The organism is Treponema parvum (assembly GCF_017893945.1).
Taxonomy (GTDB): Bacteria; Spirochaetota; Spirochaetia; order Treponematales; family Treponemataceae; genus Treponema_D; species Treponema_D parvum_A.
On sequence record NZ_CP054257.1, the window covers coordinates 2565755 to 2585375 of the forward strand.

Below are 19621 nucleotides of genomic sequence, written 5' to 3' on the forward strand. Positions count from 1 at the left end.
GGAAGCCCTGCCGGCGTGTCATTTTCAGTGCGGCATTTAAAAACTTGCGGCCGTAAAATTTTTTGATACGTCCCGCGCTATGCTTAAGACTTCGCTTGAAGACCTCATTAGAGGCTTTCCTATATGCGCGGGGCGGACGGAAGCGGCAACATTTTCAGGCATTTGCAGATTTTCCCCGATACATCGGCGTATAAAATCCGCATCGAGCGACGGATGATCGTTTACAACTAAGACAAGGGTTCCGTTGTCTTGGTACGTAGCGGCTTTTTGCTTTAGAGCAGCCGCGTAAGCGCTCGCCGTGTTTTTATCTGCGTAAAGGTGATATTTCATAAACAGCTCTTTTGCGGCAAAGACCGTATCGTCGTCCGTGATCTTAGCTGCATAAACAAGGTTATGCATGAGAGCCGTATTTGCGGAAAAAATTTCTTCCAATCTTTCAAGGTTTGAAAGGCAGGAAGGATCAGTTTTTCCGCGCTCGTTCACCGGTACGAGGGCGTCGAGCATCACGCAGCGGCCTGCAGGATCCACCGTAAGGGCGTCGGTCGCCGGCAGGATAAAGCCCGAAACGGGCATGGCGATCTTCCAGCTGTAAAGCCCTGCCGTAACGTTGCTGAAATTTCCCGGCGGCATGGCATAGTAAATATTTCCCGTTACTTCTCTCTTTAACCTTGAAAATGCAAAAGGATAGAAAAATGCCTGAGGAAAAAGTCTTCCTATGTTTGCCGTGTTTGCGACGGTCAGATTAAGATCTTCGACGTTTTTATGATCCGAAAAAATATCTTTTACGATTTTATTGCAATCTTCGATATTTCCGTCAATCTCTATCGGAAAAAGGTTTCCCCCGTTCCAAATAAGATCTTCTTCCGAAAGTCCTTTTACGGAATTTTTAGGGAACAAAAGTACGGCCTTTATGCGTTTTTTGCCGCGCAGCGCGTTCGCTAAAGAGGCCGCCAGAGCGGAGGCGTTTACGTCAAGGATGACGGCGTTTGTGTCCTTCATCAAAAGTATGTTTTCAAGGGCTTCGATGAGGTAGCTTACGCCGAAATCGCGGTGCCACCCTGTAGGGCCGTGAAAAAGTTCCAAAGTATAAAGCCCCTTGTCCAATTTGGACAGTTTGGGTTCATAAGGAAACGCTTGTGCGGCTATCGCTTCGCATATTATCGGACTGAACTCTTCGTTTACGCATGCGAGCGTAAGAGCTCCCGCAACGGAAGCGTAGGTCGTTTTTTCATTTGTAAATAAGATCCATCGGCGCAGGTCGTTCACTTCCGCAGGAACGTAAAGACCTCCGTCTCCCGGCATGCAGTCGCGAATAGCTTGTTCAAAGCCTACGTTCAATTTTTTATTTCTCGTACTGGTAAAACGCATAAAAAGATTATATCACTATATGAGAGCTTTGCCAAAGGTGCCGGATGCGACCGTCAACCGCAGTCGATTATTTTATTGCAATAAAAAAAACTTTATTGTATCATATTTATTATATTAAAATCGAAACGGCTTAAAATGTTCTTTAAATCCCGTTTTGCAACGAGACCGATTCGGTTTTATAAAAACAGGAGGCTTTATGCTTAAAAAGAAATTTGCGATTGCATTGGCTGTTGCGTCATTGGCGTTTACGGCAAGCACATTTGCAACGGCTGTAGGTCCGGGTCTCGGATATGTATTCTTCGGCAAAAAGAGCGGTGCCGGATGGGACATCCTTGCCGCTACGACAAACGGATGCTGTTTCACTCAATTTTTTGCCATCACGTTCGGAACGTCCGGATATGAAGGCGGACTTATCGGTATGGAAGAAACCGATAAATTCATTGCCGAAAACATGGACTCTCTTGCGGCGGACATAGCAAAAGGCGACGGCGAATATGTCGACACCCTTTCGACCATGCTTAATGTCGCGGATAAAGTGGCATTTAAAGCTGCCCTGCAGGATAACTTTGATGAAATTTTCTCTTCATCCGAAGTTTCTGCAAAAGAAGTCAGCGCAAAGATCTATTCTTTTGTAGGCTAAGCTGACCTTCTATCTTTGTAAGACAGGGTGCGGTAAAGTCCGCATCCTGTTATTTTTTTGCCTACTTTTTTGTTGTTCAATGAAATGGCGAGTTTTGAAAGCGAGATGCGGCGGCGGGATTCCCAGCTGCGCACAGCTTTAAGCGTTATACTCACGGAATTCTTCTATGCACAAGGCGACGGTTTCACTTACAATTCTTTTGCTCCTTATTCGGTTTTTTCCGGCCTTTTCAGAGCCCGTAAACTCCGGCGGATATGAAAAATCCGCAGAATTTGCCGTAAAAAAAGCGCAGGAAATGCGGCTCTCCGAAGATCCGTATTGGCACACATTGCTGCACTATAAACCAGCCGGAGAAGGGCGTTATAAAAGTCTTATAGACGATCCCAAATTCTTTTGTGCAAAAAACGGAAAAACCGATCCCGCTGCGGAACTTTCGGCTACTTTAAAGGCTTTTTTTGCGCTTCCCGTAGAAGGCGAACGCCATGCGGCAGCGCGTTTCCCGGGCAGGTATGCATGGCTTTGCCGTAAGCTCGGTTTACAAACCCAGGATTTTCCTTATGACGGCGACGCCGAATATTCAAGTCTCATAAAACTTCTTCGCCCCGGTTCGATTTACTTGGTTTTCCCTTCCGGCTATATGAAAAATCCCGCTTCCGTATTCGGACATACCTTGATCCTTGTTGAAACGGAAGGCAGGCCCCAGCTGCTTGCCAATTCCATAAGCTACGGGGCTATTACAACTTTAAACACCGGCTTTGTTTACGCCCTTTTGGGGCTCGTGGGCGGGTTTCACGGTTATTACGGCTTTAGTCCCTATTATGAAAAGATAAAAGAATATGCAAACATGGATATGCGCGACATGTGGGAATACCGCTTTAATTTTACGGAAGAAGAAAAAGACAGACTTTTGCGCCACCTTCTTGATATGACTGGCATATATTCAAATTATTATTTTATAAGCGAAAATTGTTCGTATAATCTGCTTTTTTTAATAGAAGCGGCCCGGCCTGAAACAAAGATAACTCAAGTAGTGTCGGGCGTGGTAGAGCCCGTTGCGACAATAAAGGCCATGTACTCCGCCGGATTATACGACGACTTTGTATACAGACCTTCGCTCTTTAAAAGAATAGAAACATTAAAAACCGCTTTGAGCGCGGAACAAAATAGATACGTAAAATCTCTTTGCACGGGCAAAAAAACGGTAAAGGATTTTCCTTTTGAAACTTCGGATAAAGAAACGCAGGCTGTAATTTGGGAGATTTCGGCGGAATATCTTCAATACCTTCTCAACAACGGAAAGATCAGCCCGGAAGAATACAGGCCGCGCTATGTCGAAGTTTTATCCGAAAGACGAAAACTCGGCGCGATAAAATACGATGCAAAAACAGAAATCCCTAAGGCGCCGCACACGGCGCACGGTTCAAAGAAAATCGCCTTAGGATGCGGAAAAGACGCCGGCGGAAACTACCTCGGCTTTAATTGCAGGCTTACTGCGCACGAGCAGCTTGAAAATTCCGCCGGCTACAGCGATAATTCTCAGCTCTTGTTTTTCAACGTAGACGGGCGATTGAGGCCTATGACAAACGAATTTTATCTAAAGCATGCCCTCCTTGCCGATATTATCTCTTTGCCGGTTTCCGACATATATTTTTTTAATTCAGCCGTCCGCGTTTCATTCGGCTTAAAAAGCAGCGCCTATAAGGATAAGGATGAAAACCTTGCTCTTAATTTAAAGTTCTTATACGGTACGAGCATAAGTCCCGTTTCATGGATTCAGCTTTATTTGATGGCGGGCGCCGACGCATATTTTAATCATGAATACGACTATTATACGGATTTGCGGGCCGGCGGCGAAACCGGATTTATAACTACTTTCGGTGCGTGGAAAAATAAAATACAAGCGGAGATTTTTCAGACGCCGCTTGATCCGCAGCATCTTTTTATAACTTTTTCCGCTGACGAAGAGGTTTCGCTTTCTCAAAATTCGGCTTTAAAGGCCGGCTGCTCGCTCAACATTAACCGAAGGGAACGGCGCAGTTTATATCGTCCCGAGTGGTACTTTTCCGTCAACGCCTTTTTTTAGAGGAATCTTTCCGGCGCGCACGCTCCTGCCGGCCGATGTCGCGTGCCTGTCCGCCGCGCCTTGTTCAAGGATCGGCGTTTCCGAAAGTCCGCATCCGGAAGTTCCGCCATTTCTGCTACTTTACAGTAGTTCTGCTTCGCTCCTTTTCCACAACATAGAGCACAAGGACGGAACCCTTCGCCAGCTCGTACGGCGCTGTGAAATTCCCGCCCGGATGGTTGAAAGCGATCAGCGTATAAGGTTCTGTTTCGGGCGACTGCACTTCGATTCTTACCGGCACGGGATAAGGATAATTTGTAAGCGTTTCGCTTAAAATTCCAAATACAAATTCATCGCCGCCCGCCTCGGGAAAAGCAAATTCAGCCGAAACCCTTGAATAATTCGGAAGGAATTCTTTGTCGAATGTCTGCTGCTGAACCACAGTTCCCGGAGTTTCATTTGCCTTTGCAATATGTGATGTAAAATCAAAGACTATCTTACTTGTCTGCATAATTTCGAGCATTTCTTTTACGTTTTTACCGATTATATTCGGGACACGGGTATTTTCAAATTCCGGCCCGCGGCTCACGATGAGATTTAAGGTTACCGGTTCCGTTATGACCGTACCCGGCGCGGGATTTTGTTCAAGGATCACGCCGGGGGAAGAAACATCGGCCTTGTAAACAGGATCGGCAAGAACAATAAGCGGATTGGCCGAGCCTGCAAACAATGTCTGCAATTGCATACGGACGTCGTCAAGTATGAGTCCCTTGTAATCTTCGATATGGTCTATGACTACGCCCTTGCTTACCACGAGCGAAATCCTGCGGCCTGCCTTTACGATCATGCCGGCGCCCGGATTTTGTTCAAGAATTTTGCCAGCGTCGCCCGGCCTTTCCGAATAGCGCAATCTTATTTTGGGATAAAGCTCCTTTTCCTGCATTTCGATGAGAGCGTCGGCCAGGGTTTGTCCCGTTACGTCGGGAACCATAACCTTTTCCTGCCCCTGCACTACCGCAAAGAAAACCACTCCGGCGGAAAAGATCATTAGAATAAAAGCCGAAACAAAAGTAAAAATCATAGCTTTTGAATTTTTTTGAAACAGCGACAGAGTGTCCGCCGCATTTATCCGCAGTTTGTTAAAAAAGAAATTTTTAAGTTTAAAAAGAATATCCGCTGCGTTTATCTTTGTGATTTTGAATTTGTTTTTTCCGAAAAGTGAATTTTTTTTCGATCCGTCGGAATCGGAAGTTTTGTTTTCATCATCCATAGCGTTTCCTCTATTGTAATGTGGTGCCTATAAAATTGCGGCTGCCGTTCATAAAGTCTATGTAATTCATGGCTTTTTTAAACTGCCATTGAAGCTCTGTCGCAACAATAAAATCCTTTGCGCAGGCAATGTAAATTCCGCTTTTTTTATCAAAGAAAGCCGCCGTGCCCGGTTTTAATTCCGCCGGACCCTTTAATGCCGGATTTTTTGACGCGGAAACGAAAGCTGCTGCGGGCAAAGCGCACGATATGCGAGCCTTTAGGATTTTAAGGTTCACGCCCCCGGCAGTTGTAAAACATCCGGGTTCGCTCGTGTAGGCGCGGATCATCGCTTCGATGTCTTCGGCCGGCTTGTCCCAGCGGATCTTTGAGTCTTCTTTTTTTATAGCAAAAGTGTAAGAAACGTCGCCTTTTTGCGGTTTTGCCTCAGGCAGATTGCCTGCAGCGGCGGTTTCTTTCAGTATACGGGATATCTCCGCCGCTCCTAAAACGGCGCTTTTTTCCAAAAGGCTGTCCGCCGTTTCCGTAAAGTCAAGCGGAATTTCTTTTTGATAAAGTAAGTCTCCGGTATCCGTTTCAAGCGCAATTTTTTGTATGCTTATGCCCGTCGTTTTGTCGCGGTTTAATATGGCCTGGGGAACGGGAGAGCAGCCTCGGTATTTGGGCAGGAGCGACGGATGCAAGTTTATTCCGCCGTATTTTAAGGTTGCCAGGAATTTCGGGCCGAATATATGACCGTAGGCAAAGCACACTAAAATGTCGGGGCTGAACTTTTCCATTTCAGCGCGGAATTTTCCGTCCAAATGTTCGGGCGTAAACACCGGGATGTTTGCATTTCGGGCGACGACGTGAACCGGCGTGGGAATCAATTCCCTGTGTCTGCCCCGCGGTGCGGGCGGATTTGTGAGAACGCTTGAAATTACTACGCCGCTTTCAAAAAGGGATCGGTCCTTTAAAAGAAGTTCAAGCATAACGGCGGAAGCGCCGGGGCTCCCTGCGTACAGTACTTTCAGCACCGGTTCGTTACCTCCGCTTTTTTTGCTTCCTTCGCGGCGATTTTTGCGTTTATTCGGTTCAATTTCGCTTTTTTTTGCGCTTGTTTTTGAGCGGAACGCTCCGCCCGGATTTTGAATTTCTGTTTTATCTTTTCGGCGAAATCCTTATCGCCCTTGTCTATAAAAAGAATTCCTTCAAGGTGGTCGCTTTCGTGCTGAATAACGCGAGCAAGCAGTCCGTCGGCTTCGAGTGTAAACGGTTTACCGCTTTCGTCAAGCGCCTGCACGGTTACCTTTTTGGGACGAACGATGGATTCGTAAGTTTCCGGAATGCTGAGGCAGCCTTCCTCATAGGAACAGACTTCCTGAGAAGTCGATATTATTTGGGGATTTATGAATACGCGGCGTACGTTGTCGTCAACCATGATGACAAACATTCTTAACGGAAGACCTACTTGCGGCGCCGCAAGGCCTACGCCGTCGGCATTTATCATCGTTTCAAGCATTTGTTCAGCCAAAGAACGGATTTCGTCCGTTACTTCGGGAACATCTTTTGCTTTTTGGCGTAAAATTTCTTCTCCCAATTTACATATACGAAGCATATCACTCCTTAAAATTGCACAGCGCCGGAATTTTACCGCAAGCCGCGGCGCAAAATTCATAAGGTATTATTCTCTTATTCTCAGCCTTGCGGACTCTGCGTGGGCAAAAAGACCTTCCGCGCATCCCAAACAGGCCGATACCTTTGCGCTTTTATTTACACCGTCATAACCCGGTTTCGTTCTGAGCGTAGTAACGGTTTTTAAAAAACACCGCACGCTTAAGCCGCCTGTAAATCGCGCGGAACCGGAAGTAGGAAGCGTGTGATTTATTCCTGCAGCATAATCTCCCAAAACTTCTGCGGAACTGTGTCCTATAAAAAGAGACCCGTAGTTGTGTACGCGTTTTTCGATTTTATCGAGGTTCGGGCCTTCATCGATCGCAAGCTCAAGATGTTCCGGAGCTTTGCGGTTTGCAATATCGGCGGCCTGTTCGAGCGATTCGGTTATTATGATCCGGCCGAAATTATCGATGCTTTCCCGCGCTATGTTTTTTGTTTGAAGCGTCTCAAGCTGTTTTTCTATCTCTTCCGCAACGGAAAAAGCAAGTTCTTGCGACGGAGTTGCCAAAACCGGCTGAGCTACAACATCGTGTTCCGCCTGAGCCAAAAGATCGGCTGCTATCCACTCGGGATTCGCCGAAGAATCGGCAATTATGAACACTTCGGTAGGACCTGCCGCCATGTCCAAGCCGACGGTTCCGTAGACTAGTCTTTTTGCCTCAGCAACAAATTTATTACCCGGGCCTACTATCACGTCGACTTGCGGCACGGATTGTGTTCCGAACGCCATCGCCGCGATCGCCTGTGCTCCGCCGCAGGCAAAGACGCGGTCGGTACCGCAAATATATGCGGCGGCCATGATTCCTTCGTCGGCGTACGGTTTTCCGCCTGAAAACGCCTTGCCGGAAACGTTGGCGGCCTTTTTTAGGTCGTCGGGGTGCACCCGCGGAGGAGTACAGAGTATCGTTTCTTTTACGCCCGCCGCCTTTGCAGGCATCACCGTCATTATCACGGTTGAAAGGAGCGGGAACCGCCCCGCAGGGACGTATGCTCCGGCTCTTTCAACGGGAACGGTTTTTTGTCCCGTAAACAATCCCGGCCGCAGTTCGATTTCAAAGTCGCCGAAAGATTCTTTTTGTTTTTTTGCAAATTCAAGCGCAAGGTCGCGGGAATAAGTGAGCGCTTCGTACAAGGCGGGATCCCGCTTTTCCATCTTTTTTGCGGCTGCTTTAAGATCGCTTTGAGGAATTTCAAAGACGGCCGGATCCGCAGCGTCGAATTTTTTAGCGTATTCGTGAAGGGCAATGTCCTTTTTCGCTTTGACGTCGGACAGGATGGTCTTTACCGTCTCAAGGGAAGATCCGAAATCCCGCCCTTCAAAAAAGTCGCTTTCAATTTCACAGGCTTTTTGTATTTTTATCATTTTTCGTCATTTTTCCTTATGGCGCTTGTCCAATTCATCGTAAACGTCCTGCCACGTAATTCCGCTCTTATTCATCAATACGCTTACAAAATACAAAAGATCCGAAGTCTCCCAGACTATTTCATCTTTGGTTTGAGCTTCGCACAGCTCTTCCGCCTCTTCTTCGATTTTTTCACGCACACGCTTGTCGTTAAGAGTCGCAGTGTACGATCCCGGGCTGGGATCGGCAAAGCGCTCGGCTATAGTCGCGTAAAGCCGCTCCATAGTAGAAGGTTCGTCGGGAGCGGACGTAAAGCACGACCAGCTTCCCGTGTGGCACACGCCGCCGTGAGGAACGACGGTAGCTAAAACCGTGTCCCTGTCGCAGTCCGCGCGGAGTTTAACCAGCTCAAGATAGTGCCCTGAATTTTCACCCTTTGTCCATAAAACGCGCCGAGTACGGCTCCAAAAAGTGAGCTTACCGGTTTTAAATGTCTTTTCAAAGGCTTCTTTATTTGCGTAGCCAAGCATTAAGACGGCTCCGTGAACGTCCTGAGCGATAACCGGAACGAGCCCTTTTGTCTTTTGCCAATCCAGGCAGGAAATGAAAGCGTCTTTCAGCGCGATTTTTCCCGTATAAAGCGCCATTCCGATTTGAACGTCGCAATGCATCGTTTCGAGCTTTTCAATTTCTTGGATCGATGAAACGCCTCCGGCGGCGACAATCCTGCACTTTACGGCTTTGCGAAGCTTTTCTACGGTTTTTATGTCGGCGCCTTGCATGCAGCCTTCTTTTTCGACGCATGTGAACAACAGCTCCGAGCAAAAATTCTCCGCGGCCTTCGCTCCGTCTATCAGAGAAATGTTTAAAGATTGCGTCCAGCCTTTTACGGCGATTTTTTCATCGACGGCGTCTACTGCGATGATTATGCGCTGTCTGCCTACGGCATTTACGAGTTCTTCCAAAAATGTTTTATTTAAGATATCGCCGCAGGAATTTGCGTCGGCGTTCCATGCGGCGGAACCGATTATGACTTTTTCAGCTCCCAGGCTGACTAATTCTTTTGCGCGCTTTACGGAGCGTATGCCGCCCCCGCACCTTACGTTTCCACGGCGTAAAAGCGATTTTAACAAGGCGGTGTTTACGGTGTTTCCTTGAGCATCCGCGTTTCCAAGCGCTGCGTCAAGGTCTATAACGGCGACTTCGCCGTAACGGTTGAAGTCTTCGATAAGTTTATCCGCGTCGTCGCGCTGAATTACAAGCTCTTTTCCGTTTTTTAATTGAACGACGTGCCCGCCTTTTAAATCGATAGAAGCGATTACCATACTTCGATTTTATCAGAAATGGAAAGGTCTATCAATTACAGGATGCCCGGCAGCCCGCTGCGCGTTGCGGCATCTCTTACACGTATTCGGCAAATTTTGCGTTTACATACTTGTCGGAAATGCTTCTTACCAAAGCGTTGGCGGCGTCGCACATCTCTTTATTGTTTGCAACGATTTCCCAACGGGTCATACCTTCTTCGCTTCGGCTTATTCTTTGAGCCACTTGGAACCACGGTTTTGACATGTCGGTGTCCTTTGTGATAACTTCCGGCAGGCCGTAGCGCATTAAAGTCGCGTCGAGGCTGCTCTTGTCTTCCATAAATTTTATTACAGTAACGCCGAATTTGTCTTTCATTGCGTTTTCAACGTCGTCCATTATGGACTCCTCTTTGGATTCGTCCAAAAAGTGGCACGGCCATTCCCTTATCCTGAAAATATCTTTTTGTCTTTCATAGATTTTTTCATATTTTTCAGGATATTTTGCCCACATATTCGCGGTTAAAAGCGTGAACAGCAGAGTGTTTTCCGTAGCGGCAAAGCCTTTTGAATAATCGTTCAGATCGAAAGGCTGGTTCAAATAATAGTGAGCGGACTCTTCGCTTGCCACAATATATTGGCGTTTCAAGTTTGTCCTGAGAGCCTCTTTTATAAACGAGTGTCCGTTACGGATTATGTGAACATTGAATCCTTCTCTGCATTGATCGTACATCGAAAGCGGATTGGCTTTAACGTCCGAGTACAGATGAGGGTTATAAGTCGAGCCTTCAAAAAATCCGCTTTCAAAAACGGGGCGATAGATTTCTTTGAATTTGGGAGCCAACAAGGTCATGTTAAAAGCCGGCGCCAACTGCTCTCCGTCGCGGTTCATAATGTCCAGGCGGTCGCCGTCTCCGTCATAGCAAAAACCGAAGTCATAGCCGCCTTTTTTCATAATATCCCAAGTGGGCTTAATGCTTGAGATTATGATAGGGTTGGGATCTCCGTTTGGGAAATATCCGTTCGGAACGATATTGCGGGGCGTAACGGAACAGCCCGCATAGGTAAGGGCTTCAACTATTTCACAGCCTGCGGCGCCGGATAAAAAATCTACAAGAACGGGAACGCCGTTCAAGCTGTCTTTTTCAACGCCTGCAAAGCGCATGCTGTAGTCGATGAATTCGTCCATCACCCTTGAAACTATAACTTTTCCCTTTTGCTTTGAAGGAGAAATTTCTTTGTTTTCAACGTAGTATTCTTTGATACATCTTATTCCGCCCTTAGGCCCGCAGTCCGTCGCCAGAGTAAACATGTCGGGCGCCATGAGCTTTAAGCCTATGTATTCTCCGGGATTGTGGCTTGCGGTAAACATTATGGCAGCGCTTTTTCTGTGTTTCATGCAGGAAAAATAAAATTGGCACGTTGAAATTTGAAGAGGGTTCAGTATTACGTCCAGCCCGATAGACGTGAACAGATCCGACGCTTCTTGAAGCAGGCCCGGCGCGGCGAGCCTTGCGTCCCGTCCCAAAACTACGGAGCTTACCTTGAGATCATCTTTAAAGTATCTTCCTGCCGCTTTTAAAAGGCGCTCGGAAACTTCGCTTGTCATTTTACCCGATCGGGTTCTTATATCGTATGCCTTAAACATCGATAAATTCAAATCGAAATTTTCATTCATAAAATCTCATTCCCCTTACATCTTAAAACTGTTTGACATGCGCAGTCCGCGGATCTTATTTGTTCCGTAGACCACAAGGAACACCACTATGAGCAAAATGGTACTTAAAGCGGACGCTTCGCCTAAAGTTCCTTCGGCTACAGCGACGTAGATCTGAACAGGAACCGTTCTTGTCTTAGGTCCGTACAAAAGGATCGTCGTGGACAATTCCTGCAACAGCGTCGTAAACGTCAGGATTGCGCCGCTTATGATTCCCGGCAGAATCAAAGGAACGCTTACCTTCCTGAAGGTGTAAAACCACGTGGCGCCTGCGATCGTCGACGCTTCTTCCAGCGACGGATTAAGCTGCGTCAAACTTGCACATACAGAACGGTAAGTGTAGGGTGTACGCCTTATCATATATGAAATAATGATGATCGTGTAAGTACCACCGATGCTTATAAACGTATTTCCCGTAAAAGCCGATATGAGGGCAACCGAAACGACCGTTCCCGGCAAAATAAAGGGAATCATTATCGCCATATCGATAATGCCGGCTCCTTTGGGACGCTTTCTCTCGGTTATATAGGCCATGATGCTGCCTAAAAATGCGGACAGAACCGTAGCCGCCGTTGAAAGGTAGAACGAATTGAAAAATTCATGACCGCTTGTCTTGGGAATTACCTTATAGTTGTTTAGGGTAAAGCCTTCGGGGAACAAACCGTACCATTTTTCAAAAAAGCTCATGATGATGATCGTTATCTGAGGCGCCAAAGAAAGCACCAGGACTAAAAGGCAAAAAATAAACGCTAAAATCCTTGCAGCCATGTTCGTGTGCTGCCTGATCTCGGTGTGCGTCGCGCTTATCGTTTCGTATTCTCTGCTTTTTACCATGCGTTTCTGCGCGTAAAGTATGATGCCCGTTATTATGCAGTTTACTACGGCGATCGTGCTCGCTCCGTTATAATCGGCAAAGCCGTTTACTCTAAAGTAGATTAAGGTCGGAAGCACGTACTGGTCGCCGCCGATCATGGCGGGAATTCCGAAGTTTCCGATCGCTCTTATAAATACCAAAAGGGCGGAAGCGCCTAAACTGGGCAGTATGAGAGGCAGCGTAATGGTTCTGAAAATTCTTCCCTTTTTTGCGCCCATGAGCATTCCGGCGTCTTCCAAAAGATTGTTCGCTCCGCTGAAAGCGCCTTCGGCCAAAAGGAACACGAAAGGATAATATGACAGAACCATACAAAAAATCATGCCGAACATACCGTATATGCTCGGAAGGGTTATTCCGAAGGGCGAAAGCAAAAAGTTGAAAAAATACCTCATTATTCCCTTGTTGCCTAAAAGGATAACCCAGCTAAAAGCTCCGATAAAAGACGGCATTATCATGGGAAGAATTCCCAGAGACAGCATAAGTTTTTTACCGGGGATCTTTACTCTGGCCACAAAGTAGCCCATGGGCACCCCTATGAGCAAGGTTCCGAGCGTTACCGAAAGGCTTGAGATAAGGCTGTTCTTCATGCTCGTCATGTAGAGCTTGCTGGTAAAGAATTTCTTAAAGCCGCTTACAGTAAATTCGCTGAGCTTTAACTCTATCCCGCTGGGCATAAAGGCTCTGAACAAGGTTATTACCAAAGGATAGATCAAAAATATCAATAAAAATAAAAGCGGAACCAAAAATATAAAAAACTGCGACCTGTCTTTTTTATAAAGAGCGGAAGCGTCTTTTATTGCAGGCGATAAATTATTTTTGCTATCGGATTTCATTAATTATTTACCTCCGGCTTAAACAAAAACGCTCTTCCTTCTTTTATGCGGACAGATACGTCGTCGTGTTCTTTTAAGCCCTTTACAAGGAACGGCATGTCGACTTCAAGCGCAACCGGACTGATTTTTTTATCGACGGTTATCTCATAGCGGACTACCTGACCCAAGTGCTGAATGATCTGGATTTTACCGGAAATACACGAAGGATCTTTTTCGGACGTAACTTCAAGCATTTCGGGTCTTGCGCCGACAAATACGTCTTTACCCGCAGCGACGGCTCCCTTCGTTCTGTCGTTATTCTCCGAAACAGAAACGGTGATGTTCGTTGTGTGAATTTTTGCTGATCGTCTGTCCGTAAGTTCGGCGTTAAAATAGTTCATCTTGCCTATGAAATTTGCAACAAAGGCGTTGTCCGGAGCCGTGTACAGCTCGTCGCTCGAGCCAATCTGTTCTACAACTCCGCGTCTTAAAACGGCAAGCCTGTCGCCTACGGCCATAGCTTCTTCTTGGTCGTGCGTTACAAAAATTGTGGTTATATTTGTAGCCTTTTGTATTCTGCGGATTTCAGCCCTCATGTAGCGCCTTAACTTTGCGTCAAGGTTTGCAAGCGGTTCGTCCAAAAGCAAAATATCCGGATCGTAAACTAGTGCCCTTGCAATGGCTACGCGCTGCTGCTGTCCGCCTGAAAGAGCCGTGGGGAACGGATTTCTTTTTAATTCTTCCTGCAGACCCACAAGCTCCATAACGCTTTCAACCTTTTTTTTGACGGTTTCGTTGTCCGTCTTCCTTACGCGTAAGCCGTATGCGACGTTTTCAAATATGTTCATGTGCGGATAAAGGGCAAAGCTCTGAAACACCATGCCTATATTTCTTTTATACGGCGGAATTACGGTCATGTCAGTGTCGCCGTAAAGGATCTTGCCGCTCGTTATGGTTTCAAGACCGGCGGTGCTCCTCAGCAAGGTGGTCTTCCCGCAGCCGGAAGGACCGAGCAGGCAAAACAATTCTCCCGGTTCTATCACAAAAGAAACATCGCTTAAAGCCTTTACTGCGGAAGGTCCCTTGCCGCCGTAAACTTTATCTACATTTTGATAGGTCAAACTTAAACTCATCATTACCTCTTGTTTTATGAATTCAAAATCCGCTATAGACGACAAGAGCCGGCTTTTATTAAAACCGGCTCTTCTTTTACAGGCATAAAATCGGCCGTTGTCAGACCGGCTTTTGCGTTTAGTCTCGAAAATCGCTGGAGACGAGTTTTTCGAGCTGCCTTAGAGCATCATTTCCGAAAAACGGTCAGTCAGGTCTTTTCTCAATTTTTGCGCTTCGACTGCGTTATAGTCAAAGAATTTTATATTTTTCAAAGACGGTAAAAAGTCCGGATCGGGGATATTATCCATTACTACGCGGCGTCCCTGCGTTTCTCTGATCGTCCTGTAGGCGTCTTCCGTGGTTAAAAAATCCATAAACAGTTCCGCAGCCTTGGGATTCGGCCCGTTGTTTATGATTGCGGAACCGTCGAAGCGGAGACCCGTTCCGTCTTCAGGGTATACGTAGGTTACGTGGCTTCCGCTCACCATAAATTTTGAAACATTATATTCTGCGGTAACGCCGATAGCGTATTCGCCGCGGGCGACCGATTCGCCTACCGTTGTGGAATTAGGCGTAAAAGTGCAGTTTTTTGCAAGGGCGGGAAGAATGGATTCGCCGTACAGTTTATAGATCATATAAAGCTGGGCGTAAGCTCCTCCGCTCAGCGCGGGGTTTCCCATGATGATCTTGCCCTTGTATTTTGGATCGGCTAAATCTTTCCACGTCTTCGGGTATTCTTCCGGTTTTAAAAGGTCGGTGTTTACCATAAAGCACTGAATAGGCATGGAATAGCTATAGTACTTGGGAACGTCGGCTCTGTCGCGAAGGTTTTTGTCAAGTTTTGAATCGTTAACAGATTTGTAAGCCCTAAAATAGTTATAAGAACCGTCAAGAATTTCCTGAGAAGCTCCCAGCAAAATATCTCCGGAAGGCTTGGGCTGTTCGGCGTTAAGCCGCGTATTGAGTTCTCCGGCTCCCGCTCTTATGATGTTCACTTTAATTTCGGGGTGGATGACGTTGAATTTTGCAACCAAGGCTTTTGCCTCTTTTTCCTGCGCGGCGCTCCAAATCACCAATTCTGTAGGAGCTTTTTCCTGCGCGGCGGCAGATTCTTTAGAACCGGTTGCAAAAGCCGAGCCCAGCAAAACGGTTAAAACGGATAAAACAGCAAGTGCTTTTTTCATGGATACTTCCTTTGCGCGTATGCGCAGTAAACCGCGGCGCCGAAAAATTTCAATTTTCCGCGACGCACAGTTTTAAATAACGTTTTATTTATAATATCGGTTATGATACTTTACGGAATGTGATTTTGTCAATGTTTCGGTTAGGTTTTTATGTTGGACAATGCGACGGATTGAAATGTCTTAAACAAACCCATATACTTATACAATGTTCCGCATATATGTAGAAAGAAAAGAAGGTTTTCAAAACGAAGCCTCACGGTTTTTTTCCGAAATAAGAGATTTTTTAGGAATCAAAGGCGTTACGGACGTAAGATATCTAAACCGCTACGACATTGAAAACATTTCAAAAGACGTCGCAATGTCCGCCGCGACTCGTATTTTTTCGGAGCCGCAGAGCGACCTTTACACGTTTTCAGAAATTACCGTAGAAAAAGACGAAACCGTCATCGCGTGGGAATACCTTCCCGGGCAGTACGATCAGAGAGCGGATTCTTCCCGGCAGTGTCTTCTTTTGCTGCGTGAAGATCTTTCGCGGTCGGTCAGAACGGAAGAGAACCCTCCTCTCGTGTACTGCGCAAAGATGCTGATTTTAAAAGGAAATTTGTCGGCCGAGGACATAAAAAAAATAGAAAACTATGTCATAAATCCTGTAGATTCTAGGCTCGCTTCTCATGAAATTCCTGAAACCCTTGTTATGAAAACAAAGGATCCGGAAGATATCGAAGTTCTTGACGGTTTTATTTCTCTAGATGAGAGGGCTCTTGAAACTTTGCGACTGGACATGGGTTTGGCGATGGATTTCGCGGATATAAAATTTTTGCAGGATTATTTTAAAAAAGAAAACCGAAATCCTACGGAAACCGAAGTCCGTGTTTTGGACACATATTGGTCGGATCACTGCCGTCACACCACTTTTTTAACAGAGCTCGGCGACATTCAAATTGAAGACGGCCCTTATTCGCAATTATTTAAAAAATCCTTAGAAAACTATAATTCCATGAGAGATGATCTGTATGCTAAAAAAAGCGGCAAGCCGGTAACTCTTATGGATATGGCGACGATAGGGGCCAAATATCTTCGTAAACACGGCAAACTCGACGATTTGGAAGTTTCCGAAGAAAACAACGCCTGTTCGATTTACATCGACGTGCATTACACGGCCGATAAAAACGGAAATCCCGTTACAAAAAGTTCCGAAAATTCCACCGAACGCTGGCTCTTGATGTTTAAAAATGAAACGCATAATCACCCTACGGAAATAGAACCTTTCGGCGGAGCGGCCACTTGTATAGGCGGAGCTATAAGGGATCCGCTTTCGGGACGCTCGTGGGTATACCAATCAATGCGCATTACGGGAGCGGGAGATCCCACCGTTCCTCTTTCCCAAACCCTGCCGGGAAAACTTCCGCAAATAAAGCTTGTGCGTGAAGCCGCCCAGGGATTTTCTTCTTACGGAAATCAGATAGGGCTTACGACAGGGCAGGTCACAGAATTGTATCACGAAGGATACAGAGCCAAGCGCATGGAATTGGGAGCAGTCATCGCCGCCGCGCCTGCAGACACCGTCATACGCAAAACCCCTGAAAAAGGGGACGCCATAATACTCCTAGGCGGCGGTACCGGACGGGACGGAATAGGCGGCGCGACGGGATCTTCCAAAGTACACACAAAAAAATCCGTAACTACGGCTGCAGCTGAAGTGCAAAAAGGGAACGCCGTTGAAGAGCGGAAGATCCAGCGCCTTTTTAGAAATCCCGACGTAAGCCTTATGATACGGCGCTGCAACGACTTCGGCGCGGGGGGAGTTTCGGTAGCGGTAGGGGAACTTGCGCCGGGGCTGGATATTGACCTGGACGCCGTTCCTAAAAAATACGAAGGCCTTAACGGCACGGAGCTTGCCATTTCGGAATCTCAGGAACGTATGGCCGTTGTCGTAAAAAAAGAAGACGTTGCAAAATTCATAAAGGCGGCTGCCGAAGAAAATTTGCAGGCCGTCGCGGTAGCTGCCGTAACCGATACGAACCGGCTTGTCATGAGGTGGCGCAAAAAAGTCATCGTAGATATAGCGCGTGAATTTTTGGACGCAGCGGGCGCTCCACATAAGGCGAACGCCCTTATCGAAAGCCCCGCAAAGCCTGAGGGTTCTCCCTTAGTGCATCCGCTCTCTTCCGTTTCAAAAGAGCTTAAAAGCAAGGCAGAGCCTGAAAACCGCCTTAAAAGCGCATGGCTTAAAAACATGGCCGACCTTGCCTGCTGCTCGCAAAGAGGACTCGGCGAAAGATTTGACGGTTCCATAGGATCATCCAGCGTCCTGTTTCCGTACGGAGGAAGGCGGCAGGCCACTCCCGAAGCGGGAATGGCGGCAAAAATTCCCGTGCTCTCTCCTTCGGAAACTTCTACCGTAAGCCTTATGTCATTCGGTTTTGATCCCGGAATAAGCGAATGGAGCCCTTGGCACGGCTCTCAGATATCGGTTCTTTCGTCTCTTGCAAAAATTCTTTGCATGGGAGGAAGGCCTGATTCAGCGCGTCTTTCTTTTCAGGAATTCTTCGGCAGGGCTGTGGACGAAAAAACATGGGGCTATCCCGCAGCGGCTCTGCTGGGCGCGCTGTATGCGCAAAACGCCATGGGAACAGCGAGCATCGGCGGAAAGGACAGCATGAGCGGCAGCTTTGAAAACATGAACGTGCCGCATACGCTCGTTTCTTTTGCCGTTACCCACGAAGAAGTAAAAAACGTAACTTCTGGTTCATTTAAAAAAAGCGGCAGCTCCGTATACTTAGTCCTTACCCCTTATTCCGAAAAACTCGTTCCCGATTTTAAAACATTTAACAAAAATGCAAATACGCTGTACCGGCACAACAGTGAAGGTAAGATTTTTGCAATGTATCCCGTATGCGCCGGAGGAATTGCGGAAGCCGTAACCAAGATGGCCATGGGAAACAACATAGGAATGAAGATAACGTCCGCCCCGAAAGGCGGCTCTGTTTGTGGCATGGACATGCCTTCTTCGGATGTTCCGTTTTCAGATCTGTTTACGCCGTTTTACGGCGCCGTCATAGTTGAAACCGACTTCGACCTTGAAACCGACCCCGATCTGGTTCATAAAACCGTAATAAAACTCGGGGAAACCCAAAAATCCCCTGAAATTACAATTTATGCGTCGGCATCGGCGGCTGAAAAAGATTCGGAACCGGTTTCCATACCATTAAAAGAAGCCGAAGCGGCATGGGAAAGCACGCTTTCAAAGGTATTCCCTACAAAATCGGGAAAAAATTCTTTAAAAGATCTGCCGGATTTTGCAAAAAAAACGCATCCTTCCGTAGCAGACGTCAGAAAAAATCCCGTTTTTAAAACCGTATCCACAAAACCCTTAGTGCTGCTGCCTGTCTTTCCGGGCACCAACTGTGAATACGATATGGCCAGAGCTTTTAATCTTGCGGGAGCGAAAACGAAAATTCTCGTGTTCAAAAACAATACGCAAGAAGCGCTTAAAGCCTCCCTAAAAGAATTTGAAAAAGCGATTTCCGAAGCCCAAATTCTCGCTCTTTCGGGCGGATTTTCGGCAGGAGACGAGCCGGACGGTTCGGGCAAATTTATAGCGAACGTTCTTCGCCAAAACAGCATTTCGGATGCGGTTATGTCCCTGCTTGAAAAGAGGAACGGCCTCATACTCGGTATATGCAACGGCTTTCAGGCGCTCATAAAAACGGGTCTTTTACCCTACGGCAAGATCATTCCCATAACGGAAAATATGCCTACGCTGACATTCAATACTATAGGGCGGCACATTTCAAGAATTTCGCGTACGAAAATAGTTTCAGCCGTAAGCCCGTGGGCGCAGGATCCGTCGGTGATCGAAGACAAAATACATCTTGTCCCCGTATCTCACGGCGAAGGAAGAATCTTTATGCGCACCGAAGAAGCGAAGTTCCTGTTTGAAAATGGACAGATTTTCAGCCAATATGCGGATGAGCAGGGGCGCCCCGCGCTTTCGGAGCCTGACAATCCCAACGGTTCGCTGTTCGCCATAGAAGGCATAACAAGCCCTTGCGGAAAAATCCTTGGAAAGATGGGGCACAGCGAGCGCACGATAGGAAGCGGAAAAAACGGTTGTTCAAGGGATTTAATAAAGAATGTTGCGGGCGATCCGCTTACAAACGAACACGAAAGTTCCTGCCAAAACATCTTTGCCGCAGGCGTGCGTTATTTTTATTAAACATGTGCGCTTTTGCGCACGAAAACGGCATTCTCGGAAATCGAAATTTCCTCGCATGTCGTT

14 protein-coding genes are annotated in these 19621 nt (G+C 46.9%); 3 read left to right on the forward strand and 11 right to left on the reverse strand.

Going from position 1 to position 19621, the window contains the following annotated elements:
* Positions 1 to 36: 36 nt before the first annotated feature.
* Positions 37 to 1368, reverse strand: a complete 1332-nt coding sequence (locus tag HRI96_RS11395; RefSeq protein ID WP_210117461.1) for a PALP domain-containing protein — start codon at positions 1366 to 1368, stop codon at positions 37 to 39.
* A 196-nt stretch (positions 1369 to 1564) separates the two neighbouring features.
* Here HRI96_RS11395 and HRI96_RS11400 point away from each other — a divergent pair, with 196 nt between their 5' ends.
* Positions 1565 to 2008 (forward strand): DUF3015 family protein, encoded by a 444-nt coding sequence (locus tag HRI96_RS11400; protein WP_210117462.1) that lies wholly within the window; start codon positions 1565 to 1567, stop codon positions 2006 to 2008.
* Here the strand turns inward: HRI96_RS11400 and HRI96_RS11405 are convergent.
* Positions 2005 to 2163 (reverse strand): hypothetical protein, encoded by a 159-nt coding sequence (locus tag HRI96_RS11405; RefSeq protein WP_210117463.1) that lies wholly within the window; start codon positions 2161 to 2163, stop codon positions 2005 to 2007. The two genes, HRI96_RS11400 and HRI96_RS11405, sit on opposite strands and share 4 nt — an antisense overlap.
* A gap of 11 nt (positions 2164 to 2174) precedes the next feature.
* Between HRI96_RS11405 and HRI96_RS11410 the strand changes: the two genes are divergently transcribed.
* Positions 2175 to 4091, forward strand: coding sequence for an Lnb N-terminal periplasmic domain-containing protein (locus tag HRI96_RS11410; protein WP_210117464.1), 1917 nt, complete (start codon positions 2175 to 2177; stop codon positions 4089 to 4091).
* Between the two features lie 115 nt (positions 4092 to 4206).
* Here HRI96_RS11410 and HRI96_RS11415 read toward each other — a convergent pair whose 3' ends face one another.
* From HRI96_RS11415 to HRI96_RS11455, 9 genes are all read right to left on the reverse strand, one after another.
* A complete protein-coding gene (locus HRI96_RS11415; RefSeq protein WP_210117465.1) occupies positions 4207 to 5340 on the reverse strand; it encodes a PASTA domain-containing protein in 1134 nt (377 codons plus the stop codon).
* Between the two features lie 10 nt (positions 5341 to 5350).
* Positions 5351 to 6355, reverse strand: coding sequence for a methionyl-tRNA formyltransferase (fmt, locus tag HRI96_RS11420; protein ID WP_210117466.1), 1005 nt, complete (start codon positions 6353 to 6355; stop codon positions 5351 to 5353).
* Entirely contained in the window at positions 6349 to 6936 is a 588-nt protein-coding gene (def, locus tag HRI96_RS11425; RefSeq protein WP_210117467.1) for a peptide deformylase, read from the reverse strand. Before def ends, fmt begins: the two co-directional genes overlap by 7 nt.
* 66 nt (positions 6937 to 7002) lie before the next feature.
* On the reverse strand, positions 7003 to 8358 hold the full coding sequence (hisD, locus tag HRI96_RS11430) for a histidinol dehydrogenase (protein ID WP_210117468.1): 1356 nt from the start codon (positions 8356 to 8358) through the stop codon (positions 7003 to 7005).
* Positions 8359 to 8364: 6 nt separating this feature from the next.
* The gene (gene hisIE / locus HRI96_RS11435; protein ID WP_210117469.1) at positions 8365 to 9663 is read right to left on the reverse strand and encodes a bifunctional phosphoribosyl-AMP cyclohydrolase/phosphoribosyl-ATP diphosphatase HisIE; all 1299 of its coding nucleotides are present in this window, start codon (positions 9661 to 9663) and stop codon (positions 8365 to 8367) included.
* Between the two features lie 76 nt (positions 9664 to 9739).
* The gene (locus tag HRI96_RS11440; protein ID WP_210117470.1) at positions 9740 to 11317 is read right to left on the reverse strand and encodes a hypothetical protein; all 1578 of its coding nucleotides are present in this window, start codon (positions 11315 to 11317) and stop codon (positions 9740 to 9742) included.
* 15 nt (positions 11318 to 11332) lie between these two features.
* Positions 11333 to 13063 carry an ABC transporter permease gene (locus HRI96_RS11445; protein ID WP_210117471.1) on the reverse strand — a complete coding sequence of 577 codons (1731 nt, stop codon included), beginning with the start codon at positions 13061 to 13063 and terminating at the stop codon, positions 11333 to 11335.
* A complete protein-coding gene (locus tag HRI96_RS11450) occupies positions 13063 to 14178 on the reverse strand; it encodes an ABC transporter ATP-binding protein (RefSeq protein WP_210117472.1) in 1116 nt (371 codons plus the stop codon). The genes HRI96_RS11445 and HRI96_RS11450 overlap by 1 nt, the downstream gene beginning before the upstream one ends.
* A 156-nt stretch (positions 14179 to 14334) precedes the next feature.
* Positions 14335 to 15339 carry an extracellular solute-binding protein gene (locus HRI96_RS11455; RefSeq protein ID WP_210117473.1) on the reverse strand — a complete coding sequence of 335 codons (1005 nt, stop codon included), beginning with the start codon at positions 15337 to 15339 and terminating at the stop codon, positions 14335 to 14337.
* Between the two features lie 205 nt (positions 15340 to 15544).
* Here HRI96_RS11455 and HRI96_RS11460 point away from each other — a divergent pair, with 205 nt between their 5' ends.
* The gene (locus tag HRI96_RS11460) at positions 15545 to 19558 is read left to right on the forward strand and encodes a phosphoribosylformylglycinamidine synthase (protein WP_210117474.1); all 4014 of its coding nucleotides are present in this window, start codon (positions 15545 to 15547) and stop codon (positions 19556 to 19558) included.
* The last annotated feature ends 63 nt before the right edge of the window (positions 19559 to 19621 follow it).